The sequence below is a fragment of the Leucobacter sp. MMO-125 genome (assembly GCF_037148395.1).
GTDB lineage: Bacteria > Actinomycetota > Actinomycetes > Actinomycetales > Microbacteriaceae > Leucobacter.
This window is the reverse complement of record NZ_JBBCTL010000001.1, coordinates 464,185-486,980: the sequence shown is the minus strand read 5'-3', so window position 1 is coordinate 486,980 and position 22,796 is coordinate 464,185. Positions and strand designations below refer to the sequence as shown.

19 protein-coding genes and 1 tRNA gene are annotated in these 22,796 nt (G+C 64.1%); 12 read left to right on the top strand and 8 right to left on the bottom strand.

The genetic code is table 11. The annotated features are described in order from the left end of the window. From WFI54_RS02245 to WFI54_RS02235, 3 genes are read right to left on the bottom strand one after another with little or no spacing between them, the layout of a single operon-like run. Positions 1 to 1,032 (bottom strand): hypothetical protein, encoded by a 1,032-nt coding sequence (locus tag WFI54_RS02245; RefSeq protein WP_336651168.1) that lies wholly within the window; start codon positions 1,030 to 1,032, stop codon positions 1 to 3. A gap of 11 nt (positions 1,033 to 1,043) precedes the next feature. Then, the gene (locus WFI54_RS02240) at positions 1,044 to 2,201 is read right to left on the bottom strand and encodes a sensor histidine kinase (protein ID WP_336651167.1); all 1,158 of its coding nucleotides are present in this window, start codon (positions 2,199 to 2,201) and stop codon (positions 1,044 to 1,046) included. Then, positions 2,194 to 2,826: a response regulator transcription factor gene (locus WFI54_RS02235; RefSeq protein WP_336651166.1), complete on the bottom strand. Its 633-nt coding sequence runs from the start codon at positions 2,824 to 2,826 to the stop codon at positions 2,194 to 2,196. The genes WFI54_RS02240 and WFI54_RS02235 overlap by 8 nt, the downstream gene beginning before the upstream one ends. Before the next feature lie 443 nt (positions 2,827 to 3,269). Here WFI54_RS02235 and WFI54_RS02230 point away from each other — a divergent pair, with 443 nt between their 5' ends. After that, positions 3,270 to 4,634 (top strand): hypothetical protein, encoded by a 1,365-nt coding sequence (locus WFI54_RS02230; protein WP_336651165.1) that lies wholly within the window; start codon positions 3,270 to 3,272, stop codon positions 4,632 to 4,634. Positions 4,635 to 5,655: 1,021 nt separating this feature from the next. Here the strand turns inward: WFI54_RS02230 and WFI54_RS02225 are convergent. Then, complete coding sequence (locus WFI54_RS02225; RefSeq protein ID WP_336651164.1) at positions 5,656 to 6,810, bottom strand: hypothetical protein; 1,155 nt, start codon at positions 6,808 to 6,810, stop codon at positions 5,656 to 5,658. Between the two features lie 789 nt (positions 6,811 to 7,599). On the opposite strand from WFI54_RS02225, the gene WFI54_RS02220 reads away from it, so the two are divergent. Together WFI54_RS02220 and WFI54_RS02215 are read left to right on the top strand one after the other, a co-directional pair. Then, a complete protein-coding gene (locus WFI54_RS02220) occupies positions 7,600 to 7,833 on the top strand; it encodes a hypothetical protein (RefSeq protein WP_336651163.1) in 234 nt (77 codons plus the stop codon). Continuing rightward, positions 7,826 to 8,317 (top strand): BLUF domain-containing protein, encoded by a 492-nt coding sequence (locus WFI54_RS02215; RefSeq protein ID WP_336651162.1) that lies wholly within the window; start codon positions 7,826 to 7,828, stop codon positions 8,315 to 8,317. The genes WFI54_RS02220 and WFI54_RS02215 overlap by 8 nt, the downstream gene beginning before the upstream one ends. Before the next feature lie 281 nt (positions 8,318 to 8,598). Here the strand turns inward: WFI54_RS02215 and WFI54_RS02210 are convergent. Then, positions 8,599 to 8,680 (bottom strand) — tRNA-Leu (locus WFI54_RS02210). A gap of 230 nt (positions 8,681 to 8,910) precedes the next feature. Between WFI54_RS02210 and WFI54_RS02205 the strand changes: the two genes are divergently transcribed. Beyond that, complete coding sequence (locus WFI54_RS02205) at positions 8,911 to 10,503, top strand: isocitrate lyase (RefSeq protein WP_336651161.1); 1,593 nt, start codon at positions 8,911 to 8,913, stop codon at positions 10,501 to 10,503. A gap of 63 nt (positions 10,504 to 10,566) precedes the next feature. On the opposite strand, the gene WFI54_RS02200 is transcribed toward WFI54_RS02205, so the two are convergent. Next, positions 10,567 to 11,325: a TIGR00645 family protein gene (locus WFI54_RS02200; RefSeq protein ID WP_336651160.1), complete on the bottom strand. Its 759-nt coding sequence runs from the start codon at positions 11,323 to 11,325 to the stop codon at positions 10,567 to 10,569. Between the two features lie 273 nt (positions 11,326 to 11,598). Here WFI54_RS02200 and WFI54_RS02195 point away from each other — a divergent pair, with 273 nt between their 5' ends. The 7 genes from WFI54_RS02195 to WFI54_RS02165 all read left to right on the top strand — a co-directional run bounded on the left by WFI54_RS02195 (position 11,599) and on the right by WFI54_RS02165 (position 19,421). Continuing rightward, complete coding sequence (locus WFI54_RS02195) at positions 11,599 to 12,618, top strand: TerC family protein (protein WP_336651159.1); 1,020 nt, start codon at positions 11,599 to 11,601, stop codon at positions 12,616 to 12,618. Positions 12,619 to 12,814: 196 nt separating this feature from the next. Beyond that, positions 12,815 to 14,302: a 3-isopropylmalate dehydratase large subunit gene (gene leuC, locus WFI54_RS02190; protein ID WP_336651158.1), complete on the top strand. Its 1,488-nt coding sequence runs from the start codon at positions 12,815 to 12,817 to the stop codon at positions 14,300 to 14,302. A 2-nt stretch (positions 14,303 to 14,304) separates the two neighbouring features. Continuing rightward, positions 14,305 to 14,907 carry a 3-isopropylmalate dehydratase small subunit gene (gene leuD, locus WFI54_RS02185; RefSeq protein WP_336651157.1) on the top strand — a complete coding sequence of 201 codons (603 nt, stop codon included), beginning with the start codon at positions 14,305 to 14,307 and terminating at the stop codon, positions 14,905 to 14,907. A gap of 74 nt (positions 14,908 to 14,981) precedes the next feature. Further along, entirely contained in the window at positions 14,982 to 16,310 is a 1,329-nt protein-coding gene (gene murA / locus WFI54_RS02180; protein ID WP_336651642.1) for a UDP-N-acetylglucosamine 1-carboxyvinyltransferase, read from the top strand. A gap of 65 nt (positions 16,311 to 16,375) precedes the next feature. After that, positions 16,376 to 17,152 (top strand): lysophospholipid acyltransferase family protein, encoded by a 777-nt coding sequence (locus WFI54_RS02175; protein ID WP_336651156.1) that lies wholly within the window; start codon positions 16,376 to 16,378, stop codon positions 17,150 to 17,152. After that, positions 17,149 to 18,270 (top strand): NAD(P)H-dependent glycerol-3-phosphate dehydrogenase, encoded by a 1,122-nt coding sequence (locus WFI54_RS02170; RefSeq protein WP_336651155.1) that lies wholly within the window; start codon positions 17,149 to 17,151, stop codon positions 18,268 to 18,270. Before WFI54_RS02175 ends, WFI54_RS02170 begins: the two co-directional genes overlap by 4 nt. Next, positions 18,267 to 19,421, top strand: a complete 1,155-nt coding sequence (locus tag WFI54_RS02165; protein WP_336651154.1) for a D-alanine--D-alanine ligase family protein — start codon at positions 18,267 to 18,269, stop codon at positions 19,419 to 19,421. Before WFI54_RS02170 ends, WFI54_RS02165 begins: the two co-directional genes overlap by 4 nt. A 189-nt stretch (positions 19,422 to 19,610) precedes the next feature. Here the strand turns inward: WFI54_RS02165 and WFI54_RS02160 are convergent, their stop codons facing one another. Next, entirely contained in the window at positions 19,611 to 20,093 is a 483-nt protein-coding gene (locus WFI54_RS02160; protein WP_336651153.1) for a DUF3515 family protein, read from the bottom strand. Positions 20,094 to 20,136: 43 nt separating this feature from the next. Between WFI54_RS02160 and thiL the strand changes: the two genes are divergently transcribed. Beyond that, the gene (gene thiL, locus WFI54_RS02155; RefSeq protein ID WP_336651152.1) at positions 20,137 to 21,168 is read left to right on the top strand and encodes a thiamine-phosphate kinase; all 1,032 of its coding nucleotides are present in this window, start codon (positions 20,137 to 20,139) and stop codon (positions 21,166 to 21,168) included. 27 nt (positions 21,169 to 21,195) lie between these two features. Here the strand turns inward: thiL and WFI54_RS02150 are convergent, their stop codons facing one another. Then, on the bottom strand, positions 21,196 to 22,764 hold the full coding sequence (locus WFI54_RS02150; RefSeq protein ID WP_336651151.1) for a PucR family transcriptional regulator: 1,569 nt from the start codon (positions 22,762 to 22,764) through the stop codon (positions 21,196 to 21,198). Between the last annotated feature and the right edge of the window lie 32 nt (positions 22,765 to 22,796).

The window sequence follows — 22,796 nt, the reverse complement described above, 5'->3', positions numbered from 1 at the left end:
TCAATCTCTCAGCACCTCTCCGCTGGCCTTGAATGTCAGTTGGGAGACTTCATCGTCGGCCTCGATGACCACAGTGAACGTGTCTGCTGCCGTGCTCGGCCGGTGACGAATCACCACGGAACTGCCGGCGTGCAGCCCCCGCAAGACACTCGCAAGTCGCGTTGCAAGCGCCAACCCCACGGTGCCCCCTCGCTGAGCACCGAGCGACTCTCCCGTCAATCGCACGGCAACGCCGCGCCGCCTGGCTGCCGCGACCTCGGACGTCATCGCGGGGTGATTGAAGATGGGGGCGCTGAGCTGGTCGCGCAAGCTCGCCTCAGCCATGCGAACATCGCGCATCAGTTCCTCGTCGACAGTGTCTGCGGTGGTGAGGCGTCTCAGCACGTCATTCGTGCCGGAATCGGTGAGTGCATGGTGCAGCCGCAAGCGGATCAATTCACGAGCATCAGCTCTGCGGGCATCCAGGAGCGCAGCTGCCCGGGCGTCGAACGTGTTGCCAGCCCGCAGCAAGCGGCCAACATAGACGACCCAAGCGAGGGCCAACAGCAGCATGCACAAGAGATAGCCCAGCGAGAGAAACTCGCGCAGGCTCGGCCCGTTCGCAACGACCTGCACAGCCGCAGCCGCCAGCATCAGCATGCCCGCAGTGAGTGCCAGCACCCGATGCCCCTCCAGCAGCACCAAGATGACGAGCACCATCGCAAATGTGAACAGCGAGGGCAGGTATTCGGTGGTGTTGAGGTTTACCCTGATCACGGCGGTGCCGTAGGCGCACGCGACGATAATGGCAACGCGGCTCCTGCGAAACCTGTGCAGTGCCGGGTGGAAACCACTCAGGTATGTTGCTGTGCCCAGACACGCTGCAACCGCCGCCCACACGACCACGGACGCCGCCGCCGCGTCAACGTCGCGTTTCAGCGCAGCCTCAATGAGAGGTGTTGCCAGCAGCATGATCAATAGCCAGATCATCGGCCCCGGCCGGTGCAGCGGGACCCAGGTGGAATCACGTCGCTTGAAGTGGGACGGCGACATTGCCCCGCCGCCTACTCGCGTCTCCACGTCAGCACCACCTCCGTTCCCGAACCTGGGGATGTGACCACCCGCGCCTCTCCGCCGGGAAGATCCCTCATTCGGGCCACAATCGAGCCTGAGACCCCGAGCCGATTCTCGCCGATGATTGACGGACTGAAGCCGGGCCCATCATCAGACACCACCACCCGTGCGCAATCATCCTGGAACGAGATCAGCACCTTACGGTGTGCAGCTGGCGCGTGTTTCGCACTGTTGCGCAGCGCCTCAAGCGCGGCATCCAGGAGCGAAGCAATCACGATGCTCGGGAGAGTGCCCTCGTTGCGAAGCACCACGACCGAGACTTCGGGATCGATCTGAGCGAAGTCGCTCGGCAGCACTGCGTCAATCTCCTCAACATTGACTTCACCGGCACTGCGTCGCTCTTGTTCCTCCAGAAGCGTCAGCGCTGCTCGGGCCGAGGAGCGGAGAGCATTGTCTACGGCACCGCCGCTCCACATCACCTGAGTGAGCACCCCCAGCGCGCGATCATGCACTGCGCTACCGAGCCGCCGTGCCTCACGCAGTTCTTCACGCGTCGCTGCCGCGTCGACCGCACGCTGACGCCAACGATCCTGGCGGGCACCGTAGTGCATAAGACGCGCGCGCAGAGCGAGCAACACGACCGGGTAACCAACATTCGTGAACTGCACCAGTGTGACGACCACCATGTGCACCGTCACGAACCCTGAATCGAACCAGAACGACAGCGCGGGAAACGTAGCGACGAGTGCAGCGAAGAGATTAATCGTCAGATACGGGTGCGAGGCTCGCAGCAGCAGCGCAATGAAGCTTAGATACACGCCGGTGAGCATCCAGCCGGTCTGCCACACCTCGGGAGAGATTTCCCCGGTGAGTGATTGGAATGTGAGCACCTGCAACAGGAAGCCGAGCACGACCATCAAGCACAGCAGTATGTAAAGCGTGCGGCTCCGCATCCGCGTTGCCCCCACAGCAACGATGAGCAGGCCAAGCAGAAGCACGGCGTACCCCGCGATCGCCCACCAGGCCTGCCGCGTGGGGGAGAGCCACTGCTCTGCGATCCACATCGCGCCAAGAGCGAGACCGCCGAGCGCGACGAAACCGGCGAATCGTCGGTTCAGAAGCTCGATACGAGAAGCTGAATCAGTCATCGATACGCAGAATGCCATCCTCCACAGCGCGGCGGAAGAGATCAATCTTCGAACTCACCGGCCGATCTTGATCGGCGTACTTGGCGCGGATATTGCGAATGTGGTCGATCACCGTGTCTTCCGAGATGAACAACGCCCTGGCCACGCGTTTCGCAGGCTCGCCGCCCGCGTACAGTGCGAGCACTTCGACCTCTCGGGGCGTGAGCAGCGTGGCGACGAAGCCGCGGTCGGCTTCGAGCGCCGCAGCCCACTCAGCATCGGGCACCGCGGTGTTGCCGTGCACTGCTCTGATCGCGCTGACGAGCGTTTGCGGCGGAGCCGACTTTCGCACCACAGCAGCCACCCCCGCACGGGTCGCCTCGCGGATCAGGTGGGGCTGCTCTCCGCTCGTGAAGGCGATGACCTTCTTGGCGAGCTTGCTCACTGCTGCGACGTTGTCGCTGGTGGTCGAGCCGTCGCCGAGAGACAGATCCAAAAGCACCACGTCATAGGGGTGTGGCGGTCGAGGCAGACCGTTCGGTGAAGTCGCAGTAGCGACGACCTCAATATCCTTCTCAGCGTTCAGCAGCGCTGTCACGCCTTGCGCGATCACCGCATGATCGTCGATAACCCCAATGTTGATCATGGTCCCTCCAGGGCATAGCGCTCCGATCGGGACGCAGCCCGAGTGAATAGAACGGCGCCCTCGTGAGAACGCGACCTCACTCGCACAGTACCGCAAAGTGGTGAGCGGCATCGGATCGGGGTATGGGGGACGACCCGGCACCGCTCACCACCGCCCAAGGAGCTCTGGGAGCGCTGGGCGTGGGCCTCGGGCCTGGCCTGTGTGGGGTCACAGGGCCGCCGAGATGGTCGAGTGACCAGCACCAAGCTACAGCGCTTCTGGGGTGCTCAAAACCCCAATCAGTGGGGGTTGTTCACGGCGGATCCCGCAACGAACATAGTCAGGTGCGTCAAGCGGCCGAGTGCCGTGAAGGCGCGTTCGAAGTTGAGAGGTGGACTCTGGTGCAGGGTGCAAAACACGTGCCCCGGGGTCCACGGTACGCAGGATTCTGAGGGGACAAACTTATGAGACGACGCAAGATACGAGGTGCGGTGATGGGGCTCCTCGTGCCTGTCATCGGAGTGATGATGGCGCTCGTCGGCACTGTGCCCGCTGAGGCGGTGCAACCCGTCGCCCCGAACCCACAGATTGCAGAGCCATTCCAGGCCCCGCTGTGCGAGGGCGCGACGAGATTCGACCCCCTGCACCCGATGAACGACCCGATCAGCGACTTGAGTGAGGTGTTTGGACAACGACTCACCGACTACAACGCCGGAAAGATGGTCATGTTGTACGCCAACTCCGGTATGAACGTCGACGGAGAGGTGCCGGTGTGCGGCACCCGCTACGAAGCCGAGCTGGGTGGGCCTGTCTCTGAATGGTTGTACTGCACAGATATTCACAGTCTCACCTGCTCAGAAACCGACGCCGAGGGGCGTCTCGTTGAGGGCGATGTCGTTGTCGACGGCCTGCTCGACCTTGACGGGAACCCACGGCTCGATGCCTCGCAGGAACGCCTCATCCGACATATTCTCACCACTGATCTCACGGTGATGGTCAACGGATCACCCCTGGTGATCGGCAATGCGAATGCGGAATCGCGCACCTACCGGCAGTGGTCGGTGTGGTGCGTCTCTGACCCCGACGGAGGGGACTTCGATCTGTTGCAGGCGTTCTGCGCGGCAAACTTCACTGATGCGCAGAAGCAGGCCATGCTTGACGCGCTGCCTGCAGATCCCTTCTTCGAGCCAACCCTGTCGGCGGCTTCGAGCGAAGCGAGCATTGGAATCGACGATACCGTCGAGGTGACGCTGACCACGAACCTGTTCGGCACGCCGATCACGATCGATGCCCCTGGCGCCACGGTGAGTGTCTGCCCTGCGTCTCAGGGCACCGCGAACATCGCTGATGGTGTGCTGCTTATCAGCTCAGGTGATGCTGCGCAGGCGACGGTGTCGCTCTGCGTCTCATGGCAGGAAGCCGGCACGCATGCCATCGGCTTCTCGGCACTCCCTGAGACCCTTTCGAGTGAGGCGCTCGGGTGGGTGCAGTCGCCGAGCATCGTTGACGGAGAACCCTGCCAGGTCTTCTCGAACTTCCGTTCGCAGGTGACTGATGTCTTGACCGCCGGGCTCACTGTTGCAGTGGAGTACCCCGTTGTTCCCGTCGAGCCTGCAACTCCCGTCATACCAGGCGGTTCATCCGAGCCGAGCAGCCCTGCTGCGCCGGCGGTGGGAGTCGCCCCAAGCGCAGAGGGCCAGGAAAGCGTCCAGCAACTTGCGCGCACGGGGAGCACCGCGCCCGTGTGGGCCGGACTGGTCGCGGCAATGCTGCTGACAACAGGAAGCGGAGTGTGGATCGCGCATCGTCGCCGCACTGTGCGGGGATGATGATCGCGGCTCCCGCCGGGTGAGGGTCAACGACGCCGCTGGCTGCTGACCGAATTGAAAGTGATGGGTCGCTGGGCTTTGGCACAGCGACCCATCACGCTGTGTAAGCGCCAAGAAGGCTTGTCTGAGGCGTGATGGGCGATCGGTGGGCGGACTGCTTCCGGTGATGCGACATCTGACCGGGGGAGCTTCGGCCGGTCAGGAGTGTGGTCGCTAGCATTCCCAGCGGTTCGCAAGTGTCCGTTGGCTTCGTAAACGTCGCCACGAAACCAGACCAGTGGCTCCAATTGCCCGGGTCGCGAAGAGACACGATGTGCGCGCCTGCGCGCTTGATCGGGGGCCGGCAGGCTCACATTGAAGCTGGAGCCACCCGCCCCAGGACCGATGAGACCGGGGAAACCCTGCACCGCAACGAGTTCCTGGAACAGGATGCAGTGGTGGTGTGCGAAGTGGATGCACCCCTCTCCCCTTGCATATATTGCGGGACAGGGGCTGCCCGCTCGTGGGGATCATCGTCGAAGAAGCACGACACTCACGCGAGCCCATCTGCAACCGATCCTCGTAGTCCCCTATCTGCGGCACCGAGTGGGTGATCGCTTGGGGGAGAAACTGAGCGTCACCAGGACGCGGCCGAACCTGCAAGCGAACGACGACCGTTTCGCCCGAATGCGCAGCGCATCAGCTACCTGAGCGCTATCTGCGACAGTTCAGCGCATGAGACTCGCCAGGGCCGGAGTGTTTTCGTCGTGGGCGATGTGCTTTTCAGTCGTATCCTGGACTGCTCGCTTGACTCAAGAATGGAGTCACGCTCCCTGCAGAGCAACGCACAACGCACCCTGCGCTGGGAAGTTTCGCAGGATGCGTTGTGCAGACGGTCCCACACTGGGGGGAGGGGAGGCGGCGGCGGGATTGCCTCGGCCGCCTGGCTCTGGTCAACCACGGGATCATGACGAACGAGCAAGTCGCACTAGTCGCCAGACGCAGCTGTCACCGACTCGAGCCGCTTGGGGTGAGACCGCACTCAAGAATGATCCACCTGGGTGCCGGACGTGACCGCGACCTGCCGTGCGCGCTTCTGCACGAGTACCAGGACTGCACCTCCCGCGGCAAGCAAGAAGGCTGCGGTGCCTACTCCAAGCATCGAACTGCCGCCTGTGGAAGCCAGCTGCCTGTCGTTCGGGCGCTGCGAGCTTCCCGCAGCTGCGGCTTCCTGTGGCTCCGTGGTCTCGCTCGCTCGAGGAGGGATTACCGCTTCTTCTGGGGCGGTAGGCACGCCGGGCGCACCTGGGTCGATGGGATTCTCGGCCGCGGCCACGTCGACAACAAGCTCTGTACTAAGTGTCATTCCCAGCGCGGAGTTGAAGTTCGAATAGACCTGACAGGGTTTCTCTTCGATCAGCGTCGGAGATTGCACCCACGAGAGCGCCTGGGGAGTGCTTTCTGAGGGCGTCACTGCGAGTCGCACCTGCTTCGACCCGGATGTCTCCCATGTCAGGCACAGATGTATGGTCTCGGATGATGCGGTTGACGAGTTGACAACGAGTTGCCCATTTTCGAAGTGCGCGAGCAGCGCAGACTGGGAGCAGATCTCGGCTTCCGCACCTGGCGCGTCAATCGAGATAGGCGTGGCATACACGTTGGTGGACACCTCGATCACCACTGTCTCACCAACCCGAGGGGTCATCTGGTCCACATGTGGAGTAACGACCGATGTGAACGTAGGTTCTGCGGAGAGCGAATCGAGGATCTCTTGCTGCCTGAGTTCAGAAAAGTTGGTGTGGCAGTAGCTTGCGATATTGCCTGTGAGGCTTTCCTGGTCTTCAGTGATGCACCACACTGCCAGTTGCCGTAGATCGCGGCTGTAATCACTTTCGTCGCTCGCCGAGACGAGATTGTTGTGATCAAGAACTTGAAGATCGTTGGTAAGGATATATCGGACGAGCCGCTCTTGATCAACGGAGAGTCTGGGGTTGGAAGCTCGGTCTTCGAGGCCTTCGATGATCGTGCCGCCTTGATGTGTCAGGCGACCTTCTTGGTCTGTTTCGGCGCAGGTGTTGTAGTCCATATCGGTGCAGTACATCCACTCTGACACCGCTCCGACACCGGCAACATGGCGCGTTCCGCAAATCGGCGGATCGCCCTGGTTGAGTCCGGCCGTGTTGTAGAGCATCACCATTCTGCCTGCGTTGTAGTCCGAGAGGCGTTGGCCAAACACAACACTCAGGTCCTCTGAGACGCCAGTGTGCTCCCGCGGGTCATAGCTGGTGCTCCCAGAGCATAAGGGGGCCTGGAATTGCTCAGATGCTGGAGGATCGGGCACACTCGCTTGAGTCGGGCTCGGCACGCTCACCGCGATGAGTGACCCTGCAGCCGCCACCAGAAATGCCAATGCGGCCTGACCTGAAGCCTGTCGTATCTTGCTCACGGTGCTCCACCCCTTATCCATGTCAGTGAGTTCTTGACTGCTCCCAGAACAGTCGTTCTTCAGTCCGTTGCGTTTGTGTTCGACCCGCATCGCGGGGCTGGCAAGCCGTGTTGGACTTCTCGCACGCCCCTCGGCGCTCAAAGTTCCAACGTATTTGCGGCGCCACATGCGGGCCATCCCCACTTATGGGGGTCATAGCGGTTAGGTGCTCAGGTGACATCCCGATTTACCCGACAGGTGGGTGTTCGCTTTCCGTGGTGAGCGTCAGAAGCGGTCAACTGCTGTTGAGTGAGCGAGGTTCACGTCCCCGGGAACTGGATACTCCAAGAAATGGTGCCTGCACTTGCGGATGTTCGTTGAGGCTTCCCACCCAGACCAGTCGGGTCAGAAGTCCTTTGGCTGCGCTACCGGATTCTCTCCGGAGGCGCAAGGGCTACTGATGAGCTTTGGCGGGCAGTACATTTTCGAGGTGACCCGAGCGATGATTCGCCTTCTGTGCGAACCCGCCCAGCTGAAACGGGCAGTAAGGTGGCGCGGCAGGTGAACAACGGTCGTTCTAGCGTTCACACGACGTGGGCGCGAGTTGAAGATGACTTCTATGTGGGAAGCAGGTTCGGGGAATTCTTAGGCTACGTCGATGATGCTCATGAAAGTCATGCCATGGCATGGGACATGCTCTCCCGACCATTGGGGCAGTTCGGTTCCCTCGACGAAGCGATGGAGGCAGTTCAGTCGCTGCCTGGGATGAACGAAGGTGGTTCGGACGATGCGTGACTCTGTCCAGGGAGCTGAGAATACGCTCTTGCCGAAGGGGACGCTCCGGTTCCTGGTGTATTCCAGTCTCGCGGTAACCAGGTTCTACGAAGAAGACCTCGAACTGCTGCTCTCGGATGCGCGGTCGCGGAACAGTGCCGTTGGTATCACGGGACTGTTGCTGTACCGGAACGACCGTTTCATTCAATTCCTTGAAGGTGAACCTGCCGCGATTGACGAGCTCATGCTCAAGATTCAACGAGATCGTCGACACACAAACATTCGCGTTGGCGTCGATGAATGGAGTCTGACTCGCCAGTTCCACGACTGGACCATGGGGTATCGAGCGATGCGGTCTGACGGTGTTCCCGCGCCTGACGGGTTCAGGGACTCCTTCGCCGATATCGCTGAAGATCCGACCGCTGTAACCTCCGGGCGGGCGGCAAAGGAGTTGGCATTGTGGTTCCGGGTGCGGTCAGGTCTGCCTGCGCTCGCAGTAGCTTGATCGTGATACTCCTATTTGGGTGCCCACTGGATCAGTACTGACCGAGGTTCGCGCCCACTGTTGAGATTCGACACTACTGGCACCCATTCTGCCAATGGAGTCACCGCGAATGCCGCGAGGCGATCGCGCCCGCGGAGTGCGGCCCGGGAGACGAAGCTGTACGCGGGAATGACTGATGCAGGTGGTCGTGTGAGCTCATTGCCAGAGGGGCACTGTATCTGCGCGCCATCCGCACGACGGGCAGAAGCCGGTGTCGGCTTCTGCCCGTATCCCGTATAGCGTGCGCGAGGGGGGACTTGAACCCCCACGTCCGAAGACACTGGAACCTAAATCCAGCGCGTCTGCCAATTCCGCCACTCGCGCTCGGCCCGTTGAGGGCCGTTGACAGCATATCGGCTCCTGTGAGCGACGCAGTGCGCAGCACACGCTCCTCATCTGCGGTGCTGACCGTGCCTGAGCTGGCACCAACTTTTCCGTAGAGCAGAAATTCTGCGAATCTTCACCCTCCGATACGTTGGTGGTGGGGGTCTAGCGTGCCGCAGAGTAGAACTAGTTCACATCGGAGCTAGCCGCCATCACACAAAGGAGTCAGCATGACTGCGTTCCAGAACGACATCGAGGCCATCGAGGCACTCAAGGAGCAGAACGGCTCGAGCTGGGATGCCATCAACCCCGAGCACGTCGCTCGCATGCGTGCGCAGAACCGTTTCCGCACGGGCCTCGAAATCGCCCAGTACACCGCCGACATCATGCGCCGCGACATGGCCGAGTACGACGCCGACTCCTCGGTGTACACCCAGTCGCTCGGTGTCTGGCACGGCTTCATCGGTCAGCAGAAGCTGATCTCGATCAAGAAGCACCTGCAGACCACCAACAAGCGCTACCTTTACCTCTCGGGTTGGATGGTCGCCGCGCTCCGCTCCGAGTTCGGCCCGCTGCCCGACCAGTCGATGCACGAGAAGACCGCCGTGCCGGCGCTCATCGAAGAGCTCTACACCTTCCTGCGCCAGGCCGACGCCCGTGAACTCGACCTGCTCTTCTCGAAGCTCGATGAAGCACGCCGCGCCGGTGATGACACCGCGGTCGAGTTCATCCAGTCGCAGATCGACAACTACGAGACCCACATCGTGCCGATCATCGCCGATATCGATGCGGGGTTCGGCAACCCCGAGGCGACCTACCTGCTCGCGAAGAAGATGATCGAGGCAGGCGCCTGCGCGATCCAGATCGAAAACCAGGTCTCCGACGAGAAGCAGTGCGGTCACCAGGATGGCAAGGTCACCGTGCCGCACGAGGACTTCATCGCGAAGATCAACGCAGTGCGCTACGCCTTCCTCGAACTCGGAATCGACAACGGCGTGATCGTTGCCCGCACCGACTCGCTCGGTGCCGGTCTCACCCAGAAGCTCGCAGTCACCAACACCCCCGGCGACCTCGGCGATCAGTACAACTCCTTCCTTGACGTCGAAGAGATCTCCGACACCGATCTCGGCAACGGCGATGTGGTCATCAAGCGCGACGGCAAGCTGCTGCGCCCGAAGCGCCTCGCCAGCAACCTCTACCAGTTCCGCAAGGGCACCGGTGAGGATCGCTGCGTGCTCGACTGCATCACCTCGCTGGAGAACGGCGCGGATCTGCTGTGGATCGAGACCGAGAAGCCGCACGTCGAGCAGATCGCCGGCATGGTCGACCGGATCCGCGAGGTCATCCCGAACGCGAAGCTTGTCTACAACAACAGCCCCTCGTTCAACTGGACCCTCAACTTCCGCCAGCAGGCTTACGACGCGCTCGTCGAGCAGGGGGCCGATGTCTCCGCCTACGATCGCGACAGCCTGATGAGCGTCGACTACGACGACACCGAGCTTGCCCGCCTCGCCGATGAGAAGATCCGCACCTTCCAGCGCGATGGCTCCGCCCGTGCTGGCATCTTCCACCACCTCATCACCCTGCCGACCTACCACACGGCCGCGCTGTCCACCGACAACCTCGCCAAGGGCTACTTCGGCGACGAGGGCATGCTCACCTACGTACGTGACGTGCAGCGCGAGGAGATTCGCCAGGGCATCGCCACGGTCAAGCACCAGAACATGGCCGGCAGCGATATCGGCGACAACCACAAGGAGTACTTCGCCGGTGACGCCGCACTCAAGGCTGGCGGCAAAGACAACACCATGAACCAGTTCTGATCTGAACACAAAAATGGGGCCCGGCAGATGCCGGGCCCCATTTTCTTGCGTGCAGCGAGTCGATCAGTCGACGATGCGGGCACCCTCGGGAAGCTGCGACCCGGCGGGGAGCCGGACGGTGACATAGCCGTCAGAGCTGGGGGTTGCATCGGCTGCGGGGGAAGCACTCCGCAGCGAGGCCTCCAAACGACCAGCGGTGAGTTGCTCGCTCTTCGGGGGAGCGGGGTGCTGATGGCTCATCTTGTCGATCCAGGCCAGCGCGAGCGCCGAGATGATGAAGGCGAGGTGGATCATGACCTCCCAGAACACGCCATCCCATGAGTAGAGCACCGTGCCGTCGGCATTGCGGACGATGCCGTCGTCCATGCGACCGACCTCGATGAAGGTTTTGAGCAGGTGGATCGAGGAGATCGAGATGATCGAGATCGCGAGCTTGACCTTCAACAGGTTCGCGTTGACGTGCGAAAGCCAGTCGGGCTCGTCATGGTGGCCCTCGACGCGGATCTTCGACACGAAGGTCTCGTAGCCACCGATGATCACCATGATGAGCAGGTTCGCGATCATCACGATGTCGATGAGCGCGAGCACGCTCAGCATGACCTCGGTCTCGCTGATATGCCCGGCGAGGATCGCGTTGTCGATCAGGTGCCAGAGCTCCACGAAGAACAGCACGACATAGACGGCCTGCGCGATGATCAGTCCGAGGTACAGCGGTGCCTGCAGCCAGCGGCTGGCGAAGATGAACGCGGCGAGCGTGCGGGAAGCCGGCCCCGGGCCACGCTCGGCGCTGCGCGTGATCGGCGGGTTGGAACGGTCGGTCACGAGGATCCTTTCGTCTGCTGAGGATCACATCGTAGCGAGTCATACGCCAGACACCGCTGAGAATAAGGCTCGCGCCTCGGCGAGGCTTCCGGCATGGCGGGGTATGATGGTGCCTTCGAAAGGGAGTATTCCGTTTCGTCCGTGTCGTCAATACGCCGTGCTCCGTGGCCCGGCCGGTGCGGACGCGGTGACGTTCCGCCGCCTCGCGGGGAGCCTCACCGGGGAGAGACTTTCGGTTCATTCGCGCGCCCGCGCCGCACCGAAAGAGATGCTGTGACCCCTGTTCTTCCGTTCTGGTTCGAGATCGGATCGATGATCCTGCTCGTCGCGATCCTCATCATCGACCTGCTTCTCATCATCAAGCGCCCGCACGTGCCGAGCATGCGCGAAGCTAGCCTCTGGGTGGGCTTCTACGTGCTGCTCGCGCTCGTCTTCGCGGGCGCGATCTTCCTGCTGGGGGATGTGCAGCACGGCACCGAGTTCTTGGCTGGTTGGCTGACCGAATACAGCCTGTCGATCGACAACCTCTTCGTGTTCGTGCTGATCCTCGCAAGCTTCAAGGTGCCGCACGCATACCAGCAGCGCGCACTCATGATCGGCATCGTGCTCGCCCTGATCTTCCGAGGCATCTTCATCCTCGCCGGCGCCGCCCTTATCGAGCGCTTCATCTGGATCTTCTTCATCTTCGGCGCCTGGCTCATCTGGACGGCATGGCAGCAGGTGAAGCCCGGCGAAGACGCGCACGCCGGCGACAGCTGGGTGATCCGCCAGGTGAAGAAGGTCATGCCGATCAGCGAGCACTACGACGGCGGCAAGCTGCGCACCACAGTCGACGGTAAGCGCATGTGGACTCCGTTCCTGCTCGTGCTCGTCTCGCTCGGCACCACTGATCTGCTGTTCGCGCTCGACTCCATCCCGGCTATCTTCGGTATCACCCGCAGCCCCTTCATCGTGTTCACCGCAAACGTGTTCGCTCTGATGGGTCTCCGTCAGCTCTACTTCCTGTTGGGCGGCCTCCTTGACCGTCTCGTGTACCTCAAGTACGGCATCGCGGCGATTCTCGCCTTCATCGGTGTCAAGCTGGTGCTGCACGCGCTGCACGAAAACGAACTGCCCTTCATCAACGGCGGCGAGCATGTGCCCGTTCCCGATATCACCACCTGGATGTCGCTCGGCTTCATCGTCGCTGCGATGGCGGTCGCTACCATCGCGAGCGTGGTGAAGATGAACCGCGACGCGAAGCGGCACGGCGAACGGCTGCACCTCGGCGCGCCCGAGAACGCAGACGACTGAGAAGCTGCACCGGGTGCCCGCTTCCAGGGAATGCAGGCACCCGGTGGTAGACTCTTCGCCATGCGTCGTTGGCAGCTTCTTCTTCCTTGCCGCGACGGGGTGTAGCTGCTCGGCCCTCCCGTCGCGGAGTCCAGCACGGCCGAAAAGCAATCGCGCGTTTTTGCGCATGCAAGTTACGGAATAGAGAAGCGCACGTATGACTGAAGCACTGAAGCCCCGAACGCTGGCCGAAAAGCTGTGGGACGACCACGTCGTCGTCAAAGGCGAGAACGGCGAGCCGGATCTCATCTACATTGATCTGCACCTCATCCACGAGGTAACGAGCCCCCAGGCCTTCGATGGGCTCCGCACAGCGGGTCGACCCCTCCGTCGCGTCGACCTGATGATCGCGACCGAGGATCACAACACCCCGACGGTGAACATCACTCGCCAGATCGAGGATCCCACCAGCCGCCTGCAGATCGAGACGCTGCGCCACAACGTCGCCGAGTTCGGCGTGCGCGCCCACCCGCTGGGCGACAAGGAGCAGGGCATCGTCCACGTCGTCGGCCCTCAGCTCGGCCTCACGATGCCCGGCATCACTGTCGTGTGCGGTGACAGCCACACGTCGACGCACGGCGCCTTCGGGGCGCTCGCCTTCGGCATCGGCACGAGCGAGGTCGAGCACGTGATGGCCACGCAGACGCTGCCGCTGAAGCCGTTCAAGACCATGGCGATCAATGTCGAGGGAGAACTGCGCCCCGGGGTGACCGCCAAGGACATCATCCTCGCCGTCATCGCGAAGATCGGCACCGGCGGCGGCCAGGGTTACGTGCTCGAGTATCGCGGATCCGCCATCCGCGGCCTTTCCATGGATGGCCGCATGACGATCTGCAACATGTCGATCGAGGCCGGCGCCCGCGCCGGAATGGTTGCCCCTGACGAGACCACATTCGAGTACGTCAAGGGGCGCCCGCACGCCCCGCAGGGCGAGGACTGGGATCGCGCCGTTGAATACTGGAAGACGCTGCCCACCGACGAGGGTGCAGTGTTTGACCGCGAAGTGTTCATCGATGCGAGCCAGCTGGAGCCCTTCGTGACCTGGGGCACCAACCCCGGGCAGGGCGTGCTGCTTAGCGAGCGCGTGCCGACCCCCGCCGATATCGAGGATCCCAACGAGCGTGCCGCCGCAGAACGAGCCCTCGAATACATGGATCTCAAAGCCGGCACCCCCATGAAGGAGATCGCGGTCGATGCGGTGTTCATGGGTTCGTGCACCAACAGCCGGCTCGACGACCTGCGCACCTTCGCGAACATCATCAAGGGCAAGAAGAAGGCCGAGGGTGTTCGCCTGATGGTGGTGCCGGGTTCGGCGCGCGTGCGCCTCGAAGCCGAAGCCGAGGGCATCGACAAGATCGTCGAGGAGTTCGGTGGCGAGTGGCGCTTCGCGGGCTGCTCGATGTGCCTGGGTATGAACCCCGACCAGCTGGCTCCGGGTGAGCGCTGCGCGTCGACCTCCAACCGCAACTTCGAGGGGCGCCAGGGCAAGGGTGGTCGCACCCACCTGGTGTCGCCGCTCGTGGCGGCGGCGACCGCGATCCGAGGCACGCTCTCAAGCCCATGGGATCTGCAGGAAGATACCGAGCGGGGCATCACGCACAACGCGGAAGCCGATGCCGCGGACGAGAAGGTGGAGGCAGCGTAATCATGGACAAGTTCACCACGATCACCGGAGTCGCGGCGCCGCTGAAGCGCTCCAACGTCGACACCGACCAGATCATCCCCGCCGTTTTTCTGAAGCGCGTCACCAAGACCGGCTTCGATGACGCGCTTTTTTACCACTGGCGGCAAGACGACACCTTCGTGCTCAACCAGCCGGCTTTCGCCGGATCCGAGATCCTGGTCGTCGGCCCCGACTTCGGCACCGGTTCCTCCCGTGAGCACGCCGTGTGGGCGCTGCGCGACTTCGGCTTCAAGGTGGTCATCTCGCCTCGCTTCGCCGATATCTTCCGCGGCAACTCCGGGAAGCAGGGTCTGCTTGCAGCCCAGGTTGAAGAGGCCGATGTTGAGCGGCTGTGGGCGGCGATCGACGCCGAACCCGGTGTGCAGCTCACCGTCAGCCTCGAAGATCGCACCGTCTCGGTGGGGGATCTGACGGTGCCGTTCCAGATTGACGATTACACGCGCTGGCGTCTGATGGAGGGTCTTGACGACATTTCCCTCACGCTGCGCAACGAGAGCGCGATTTCTGATTTCGAGGCCCGGCGGCCCAGCTGGATGCCCACAACCACCCCGTTGGAGGCCGCGTGAGCGAGCAGGACGCACCGACCACTGAGGTCGATGCCGAGGGTCTGAAGATCGACGCGCGGAAGGCTGCCGCCCGTGTGGGGCTCTCCTCGGATGAGATCCTCATCAACGGTGGGCGCCCGCTCAAGGGGCGCATCGAGGTGCGCGGTGCGAAAAACCTCGCCCCCAAAGCGATGGTCGCGGCACTGCTCGGCAAGACCCCAAGCATCCTGCGCAATGTGCCAAACGTCTCCGATATTCGCGTTGTCGCTGGGTTGCTCGCGCTGCACGGTGTGCTCATCACCCGCGGTGAAGATCCGGGTGAGTGGCACTTCGACCCCTCGAACGTCGAGCACGCGCATCACGCGGATATCGACGCGCATGCTGGGTCGTCTCGGATCCCGATTCTGTTCTGCGGCCCGCTGCTGCACCGGCTCGGCAAGGCGTTCATCCCTGATCTCGGTGGCTGCCGCATCGGCGACCGCCCGATCGACTTCCACCTCGACGCGCTGCGCCGATTCGGCGCGGTTGTCGAGAAGCTGCCCAGTGGCATCAGCCTGACCGCCCCCAACGGGCTCAAGGGTGCGAACATCGAGCTGCCTTACCCCTCTGTCGGCGCCACGGAGCAGGTGCTGCTCACGAGCGTGCTCGCCGAGGGGCAGACTGAGCTGCGCAATGCCGCGATCGAGCCCGAGATCATCGACCTCATCTGCATCCTGCAGAAGATGGGTGCGATCATCACCGTCGAGCCGAACCGGGTGATCTTCATCGAGGGTGTGAAGGAGCTGCGCGGGTACGATCACCGCGCGATCTTCGACCGCAACGAGGCTGCAAGCTGGGCTTCTGCGGCGCTGGCCACCCGAGGTGACGTGTTCGTCGGCGGTGCCAAGCAGGAAGAAATGATGACCTTCCTGAACGTGTTCCGCAAGGTCGGCGGCGATTTCGACGTGCACGACGATGGGATCCGCTTCTGGCATCCCGGTGGTGAACTCACCCCGGTGACCATCGAAACCGATGTGCACCCCGGATTCATGACCGACTGGCAGCAGCCGCTCGTCGTGGCGCTGACGCAGGCGCAGGGCGTTTCGACGATCCACGAGACCGTCTACGAGAACCGCTTCGGCTTCACCGATGCCCTCAACAAGATGGGTGCCGACATCAAGGTCTACAAGGACGGCCTGCACGATGACGCCCGGCGCGTGAATCGCCGCGAGTTCGAGCAGGCTGCCGTCATCGCCGGCCCCACGCCCCTCACCGGCGCTGAGATCGAAGTGCCTGATCTGCGTGGTGGTTTCAGCTACCTCATCGCCGGTCTCACCGCCGAAGGGCAGACGAAGGTGACCAATCTCGGCATCATCTCGCGCGGCTACGAGAACTTCATCGAAAAGCTGCGCCAGCTCGGCGCCGACTTCGTCTACGAGAGCTGATCCGCGATCTCGCGCTCCCGGCACGGCATTCCGTGCTGGGAGCGCGAGGGCGAGATAATGAGATCATGACTGACACGGTAAAGTTCCGCAGCCGCTCCTCTGCGGAGAAGCGTCGGCCCTCCGTCTTCTGGGTGCTGGCCTCGCTGATTCTGCCGGCCTGGTCGCTGATGGTGCGCTACCGTTTCACGCCGCAGTCGAAGCTGCCGCAGTCGGGGCCGTTCATTCTTGCACCGAACCACTACAGCGAGATCGACCCGATCGCCATGGGGGCCGCGGTGTGGCATCTGGGCCGCCTGCCCCGGTTCATGGCGAAAGCGAGTTTGTTCCGTGTGCCTGTGTTCGGCTGGCTGCTGCGCGCTTCCGGCCAGATCCCCGTCGAGCGGCAGGGATCTGCGCGCGCGTCCAGCGACAGTGTGAACCCCATGGGTGCCGCCGCTCAGCTCATCGAGCGGGAGTCTGGTGTCATCGTGTACCCGGAGGGCACGCTGACCCGCGATCCCGGCCTGTGGCCGATGCGTGGCAAGTCGGGCGCGGTGCGACTCGCTCTCGAATCGGGTATTCCGCTGATCCCTGTCGCTCACTGGGGCACGCAAGAGCTGATGCCTCGCTATGCGAAGCGGATCCACCCCTTCCCTCGCAAGACGATTCATGTGTCGGTGGGGGAGCCCCTCGATCTCGGCCGTTTCGCGGGACGGCCTCTCGACCAGCGCGTCGTCTCGGAAGCCACGAACCAGCTCATGGATGCGATCACTGCGCTGCTTGCCGAGTTGCGCGGCGAGCAGGCGCCGTCTGAGCGCTGGGATCCGAGCAAGCACCAGCAGAGCGAAACGGGGCGCTTTTGAGCACTCGACCGATCCCCACGGTCACTGGCCGCAATCTGCGCAATCGCGGCCGAAAGGTTGCGGTGATCGGTGCGGGCAGCTGGGGCACGACCTTCGCGAAAGTGCTCTGCGATGCGGGCTGCGACGTCACGATCTGGGCGCGCCGTCGCGAGGTGGCGCATGAAATCCAGGTGGCGAAGCGCAACAGTCAGTATCTTGCCGGCATCAACCTGCCGAAGACCCTGAAGGCCACCGATGATCTGAGCGTTGCGCTGCGCGGCGCCGGTCTGGTGTTCCTTGCCGTGCCGAGCCAGACCCTGCGCCAGAACCTCATCGACCTCGAGCCCTACCTCGACAGGCGCAGCGTGCTGGTGAGCCTGGTGAAGGGTGTCGAGAAGATCACCACGATGCGCATGTCGCAGGTGATCGCCGACACCCTCGACCTCGACCCCGCCCGCATCGGCGTCGTGTCCGGCCCCAATATTGCGCTTGAGATCGCGAAGGAGCAGCCCACGGGCGGGGTAGCCTCCTGCGTCGATCTGACGGTCGCCCAGGAGATCGCGACAGCCGCCTCAGCGCCCTACTTCCGCACCTACGTCAACACTGACGTCACAGGCACCGAGCTCGGCGGGGTGCTGAAAAACCTGATCGCGCTCGCGATCGGCATTGTCGACGGTGTGGGTTACGGCGAGAACACGAAGGCCGCGATCATTACGCGCGGCATTGCTGAGATGACGCAGTTCTCGGTTGCGCAGGGTGCGGATCCGGCGACGCTCTCCGGGCTTGCCGGGCTGGGCGACCTCATCGCGACCTGTCAATCGCCGCTCTCCCGCAACAACACCGCCGGCCGTCTCATCGGCCAGGGGTACACGCAGGAGGAGACGAAAGAGCAGATGCAGCAGGTTGCGGAGGGCATCACCTCGGTGCCGCCCGTGCTTGAACTGGCTCGCGAGCTCGGCATTCGCATGCCCATTGTGGAGCAGGTGCAGATGGTGCTCGCGGGCCGTATGGCGCCACGGGATCTCGGCCCGCACCTTGCCACCGAAGACGATGTACCGCAGCCAGAGCAGACGCTCGCGGAACCCCCGGCCGGGGCGTTGCGCCGGCTGTTCAACCGTGTGAAGGGAACCCAGGCGTGACCGCATCCTCCTCCCGTTCGGCAGAGGCCGACGTTCAGACCGGCGCTGATGCGCGACGCACGGTTGCGCTGCTGTTCGGCGGCCGGTCGAGCGAGCACGGCATCAGCTGCGTGACCGCAGCCGGTGTGCTGCGATCCATCGATCGAACCAGCTTCGATGTGATCCTGGTGGGTATCACCAAGCAGGGCGCCACGGTGCTGATGCACGAAGAAGACCTCGAGGGCTACCGCCTCGAAGCCGGGGCCCTGCCTGAGGTGCACGACAACGGCACCCGCGTGCTGTGGCCGGCGTCGACGGCGACTCGCTCGCTCACCGTGATTGACCAGGCGGGTTCGCTCCGTTCACTCGGTCATGTCGACGCGGTGCTGCCGATGCTGCACGGACCCTACGGGGAAGACGGCACAGTGCAGGGCATGCTCGACCTCGTCGACCTGCCCTACGTCGGCAGCGGTGTGCTGGGTTCGGCGCTCTGCATGGACAAGCACGCTGTAAAGACAGTGCTCGCTGACGCCGGTATCGCGGTCGCGCCGTGGCGCACGGTCACCCGTGAGCAGCTGGTGCATGACCCGTATCTCGTGGAGCGGCTGGATGACGGGCTGCGTTACCCGCTGTTCGTGAAGCCGGCCCGCGCGGGTTCATCGGTGGGCGTGAGCCGTGTCACTGAGCGTTCGCAGCTGCCCGCCGCGCTCGATGTGGCGTTTGCCGAGGATCGCACGGTGCTCGTCGAGTCGGGCGTGACCGGTCGCGAGGTTGAGATCGCGGTGCTTGAGGGCCGCGGCGACGACAGGCCTCGCACGAGTTCGGTGATCGGTGAGATTGTGTTCACCGGCCGCGACTTCTACGACTTTGAGGCGAAGTATCTGGGTGCTGCCGGTGTCGAACTCGCACTGCCGGCACAGGTGACCGACGCCGAGTTCGCGGCGATCCGTGATGCCGCTGTGCTCGCGTTCGAGGTGACCCAGTGCGCAGGGCTCGCCCGCATCGACTTCTTCCTCACCGAGGACGGCCCGGTGCTCAACGAGATCAATACGCTGCCGGGATTCACGCCGATCTCGATGTACCCGCGTCTGTGGCAGGAGTCGGGGCTCGGGTACACCGAGCTCATCACCGAACTGATCGAGCTGGCTATCGCGAAGAAGCCTGCGTACTAGGGCGTGTCTCGCAAATCCTCGCCTACTGCGCGCGCCTGTTCGGGGCGCCTCGCTGCGTTGTCGTCGTCAGATTTACAACCAGCAAACCGTCCTCCTCCGCCTTGCGAGGCACCCCGCCCAGACGCTGCTCGCAACGGCAACGATTTACGAGGCACGCCCTAGGCTCTCGCTTTCGAGCGGGCCGCAGCTCTACAGATCGAGTGTGTCGACGATGCCGACGCACTCCCGTGTCTGCGGCAGCAGCTTGACGACGGCACCGAGGTCGAGCACGGCTGCGGTGCCGCTCGCGTGCTCGGAGTTGACGAACACGGCGAGCCCTGGCGAGCGCCCGTAGGCTTCGAAGCGGTAGAGCGGTGCCTGCGAGTCGTCGACGATCCAGTCGACGCCGTCGACGTTCACGCAGGCGTCGGTGGTGGGGCCGCTCGGTTCGATGCCGCACTGCAGCTGCACGGCTGCAGGATCGCCCCAAGCCCCTGTCGATTGCGCGTTGGTGGTGCGACGGTCCATACCGGCGACGGTGTCTGGAAGGCGCACGATGACGTCGGCACAGGCAGGGTTGTTGGCGTCTTCTGCGGCATCCATCGGCACGTCGCCCGCGCAAGCGGTGAGCAGCGGTGCCGCGGCGAGCACGGCTGCGGTGAACGCGAACAGGCGGATCCGGGGCGAAGTCACGCATCCAGCCTAGCGAGTCGCGCCTGTGCGCTAACTTGAGAGGGTGACTGAGACCGTGGGAGAGGTGGGGGAGCGGGAAGTGCTCGCCCGCGTGCTCGCGCAGCTGGGTGCAGCCGGGGGCGCGGTGCTCGGCCCTGGCGATGACTGCGCGGTGCTCCGCTTCTCGGGCGACACGGTGGTGACGAGCGACACGATGATCGAGGGGCCTGATTTTCGTCTGGCCTGGCATGACGGGTTTGATCTGGGGTGGAAGCTCGCGGCTACCAACCTGTCTGATGTTGCGGCGATGGGGGCTCGGCCGACAGCGCTCACTGTTGCGCTCGCGGTGCCGCATGGCACCCCGGTGGGGTTGTTGGAGCGGATCGCGGCCGGGCTTGATGCTGCGTGCCGCGAACTCGCGCCGGGTTGCGGGGTGGTCGGAGGGGATCTCGGCCGTGCCCCTGTGGTGATGGCGTCGGTAACGGCGCTGGGCGAACTTGACGGTCGGCGCCCGGTGGTGCGTTCTGCTGCGCAGCCCGGCGATACGGTGGCTTATGCCGGCGCGCTGGGGCTTGCGGGGCTCGGCTTGTCGCTGCTCTTTGCAGAGGCAGCGGATCCCGACGGCACCGCCCATTCCCGGTCGTTGCCCGAGTTGCGGCGCGCCCACCCGGCGGCTCTCGCCGCCCAGCTCGCCCCGGAGCCGCCAGTGGCGCTCGGTGTTGCCGCCGCCGTGGCGGGTGCGACGGCGATGATGGATGTCTCCGATTCGCTGTCCATCGACGCCGACCGTTTGGCGCGGGCGAGTGGGGTGGCTGTCGACCTTGACGCGCAGCTGCTGGAAGACGGATTCGGAGTGCAGCAGGATGCAGTGGTGCCGATCGAGGCGATGCTCACGGGCGGCGAGGATCACGGCTTGCTCGCGACGTTCCCGGCGTCGGAGGCGCTGCCTCACGGATTTCGCCCCATCGGAGTGGTGCGGTCGGCAATCGGCGGGGGCGGTGGACCCGTTTCCGAGGCTCCCGGAGTACGCCTCAACGGCGCCCCGCTCGTCCCGGCAGGCTGGGATCCCTACACCGTGCGCCCGCCCGGCTCCTGAAACGTTTGCGCCGCAGTGGCGGTCGGGTCAGTCGGTGAGGCGCAGCGCCGCCCAGAGTTCCGCGCGGGTGTCGGGGGAGTCGAGGTCGGCTTGCAACAGCTGTGCGGCTGTGTGCACCCGAGACTTGAGGGTGTGGCGGTGCACGCCCAGTTCGGTCGCTGCCGGGCTGGTCTGGCCGTGGTGCGCAAGCCAGACCCGCAGGCTGTGCTCGAGGGTGTCACTGTGTCGCCTGTCGTGTTCGCGCAGCGGGGCCAGCAGCCCCTCGGCGCGCCGGTGCGCGTCGGGCAGCGCGCTCAGTAGGTGCAGCACGCCGTCGTGCAGTGCCGGCAAGTAGTCGACCGGGCCTTCGGCGTCGCTTGCGACGGCGTAGTCGAGTGCCCGGTCGGCCTGGTCGATGAGGTCGGCGAGTTGCGTCAGCGTGCCGCGCTCGGAAACGCCCGAGTGGATGCGGCGCGTGAGCAGCAGGCGGCGGATCGAAGGCAGATGCCGGGTCTCCGCGATGATGAGCGGCGAGTCGTCGAGCATCGCAGTGATGAGGCCGGGGCTGCCCGCATCGAACGATTGCAGGTCTTCGACGATTGCGGGGTCGAGGCTGTCGGGGGAGCCATAGCGCAGTGCAACCACGGCCCCCTGCGGCACCCGTACCAGCGCACCGGCTGCGATCTTCTCGGCGAGGGCGAAGTCGCCTGCGAGCAGCAACTGCACGATCGCATCGCGCAGTGACGACTGGGCGGCGTCGATACCGCCGCGGTGCTCCAGTTGCACGGTCGCGAGCGCAGCTACGAGGCCGATGAGGGTGCGTTCGGCGGTGTCAGGTGCGCCATGGTCTTCAACCGCAAGCACGCCGAGCACCCTGCCTCTGCGCCCAAGCGTCTGCATGCGCACGCCGCCGCCAGCGCCGCCGATGCGCCCGGCACTCGCCCCGCGCTCTACGAGCCGTCGGGTTTCGCGGCGGATCCACTCGGCCTGCACTTCTGAACGAGCCGCATCCGGTGCGAACTCGACGATGCGACCGGAGCGGTCGGTGATGCCGACCCAGCGCCCCAGGCGGGCGGCTGCCTCGCGCACCGCCGATCCGAGTCCGTCCCGCTGCAGCGAGGCCGAGGCCACCGCGCGCTGCGATTCGAGCGCCCAGATATCGCGCTCGCGGGCACTGGCCTCGAGCAAGCGTGCTGCGGTCTGCACGATCTCGATGAAGGCCGTGTCGTAGGGCACGCGGAAGAGCGGCAGACCGAGGCTGTCGCAGGCCGACACGATCTGCGCGGGTACGCGGTCCCAGTGCAGGCCGACAGCGACGCCGAGGGCTGTGACCCCGGCGCTGAGGAGCCGCTGCACATAGGCATCGGCGTCGCTCTGATCGTGCACCGCCGAAAAACGTGCGCCCGTGGTGAGCAGCACCGTGCGCGGGGTGAGAAAGGGAGCCGGATCTTCGAGTTCGCTCACGTGCACCCACTGCACCGGGCGCTCGGTTGCGTCATCGCTCGCGCCGGCGATGAGCACGAGTCCGAGCTGGTATTGGCGCAGCAGGGCTCCGAGTTCGATGGTCGGGGAATGGGCGGCGGTGGGGCGCACAGAAGGCGCGGCCTGCTGGGTCATGGTCCTCCTCCGACCCCATCTGCCGAAGTGTC

Coding starts and splice junctions, on each gene's coding strand:
- WFI54_RS02245 (WP_336651168.1), bottom strand. CDS start 1,032: ATGTCGCCGTCCCACTTCAAGCGACGTGATTCCACCTGGGTCCCGCTG.
- WFI54_RS02240 (WP_336651167.1), bottom strand. CDS start 2,201: ATGACTGATTCAGCTTCTCGTATCGAGCTTCTGAACCGACGATTCGCC.
- WFI54_RS02235 (WP_336651166.1), bottom strand. CDS start 2,826: ATGATCAACATTGGGGTTATCGACGATCATGCGGTGATCGCGCAAGGC.
- WFI54_RS02230 (WP_336651165.1), top strand. CDS start 3,270: ATGAGACGACGCAAGATACGAGGTGCGGTGATGGGGCTCCTCGTGCCT.
- WFI54_RS02225 (WP_336651164.1), bottom strand. CDS start 6,810: ATGGTGATGCTCTACAACACGGCCGGACTCAACCAGGGCGATCCGCCG.
- WFI54_RS02215 (WP_336651162.1), top strand. CDS start 7,826: ATGCGTGACTCTGTCCAGGGAGCTGAGAATACGCTCTTGCCGAAGGGG.
- WFI54_RS02205 (WP_336651161.1), top strand. CDS start 8,911: ATGACTGCGTTCCAGAACGACATCGAGGCCATCGAGGCACTCAAGGAG.
- leuC (WP_336651158.1), top strand. CDS start 12,815: ATGACTGAAGCACTGAAGCCCCGAACGCTGGCCGAAAAGCTGTGGGAC.
- leuD (WP_336651157.1), top strand. CDS start 14,305: ATGGACAAGTTCACCACGATCACCGGAGTCGCGGCGCCGCTGAAGCGC.
- WFI54_RS02175 (WP_336651156.1), top strand. CDS start 16,376: ATGACTGACACGGTAAAGTTCCGCAGCCGCTCCTCTGCGGAGAAGCGT.
- WFI54_RS02150 (WP_336651151.1), bottom strand. CDS start 22,764: ATGACCCAGCAGGCCGCGCCTTCTGTGCGCCCCACCGCCGCCCATTCC.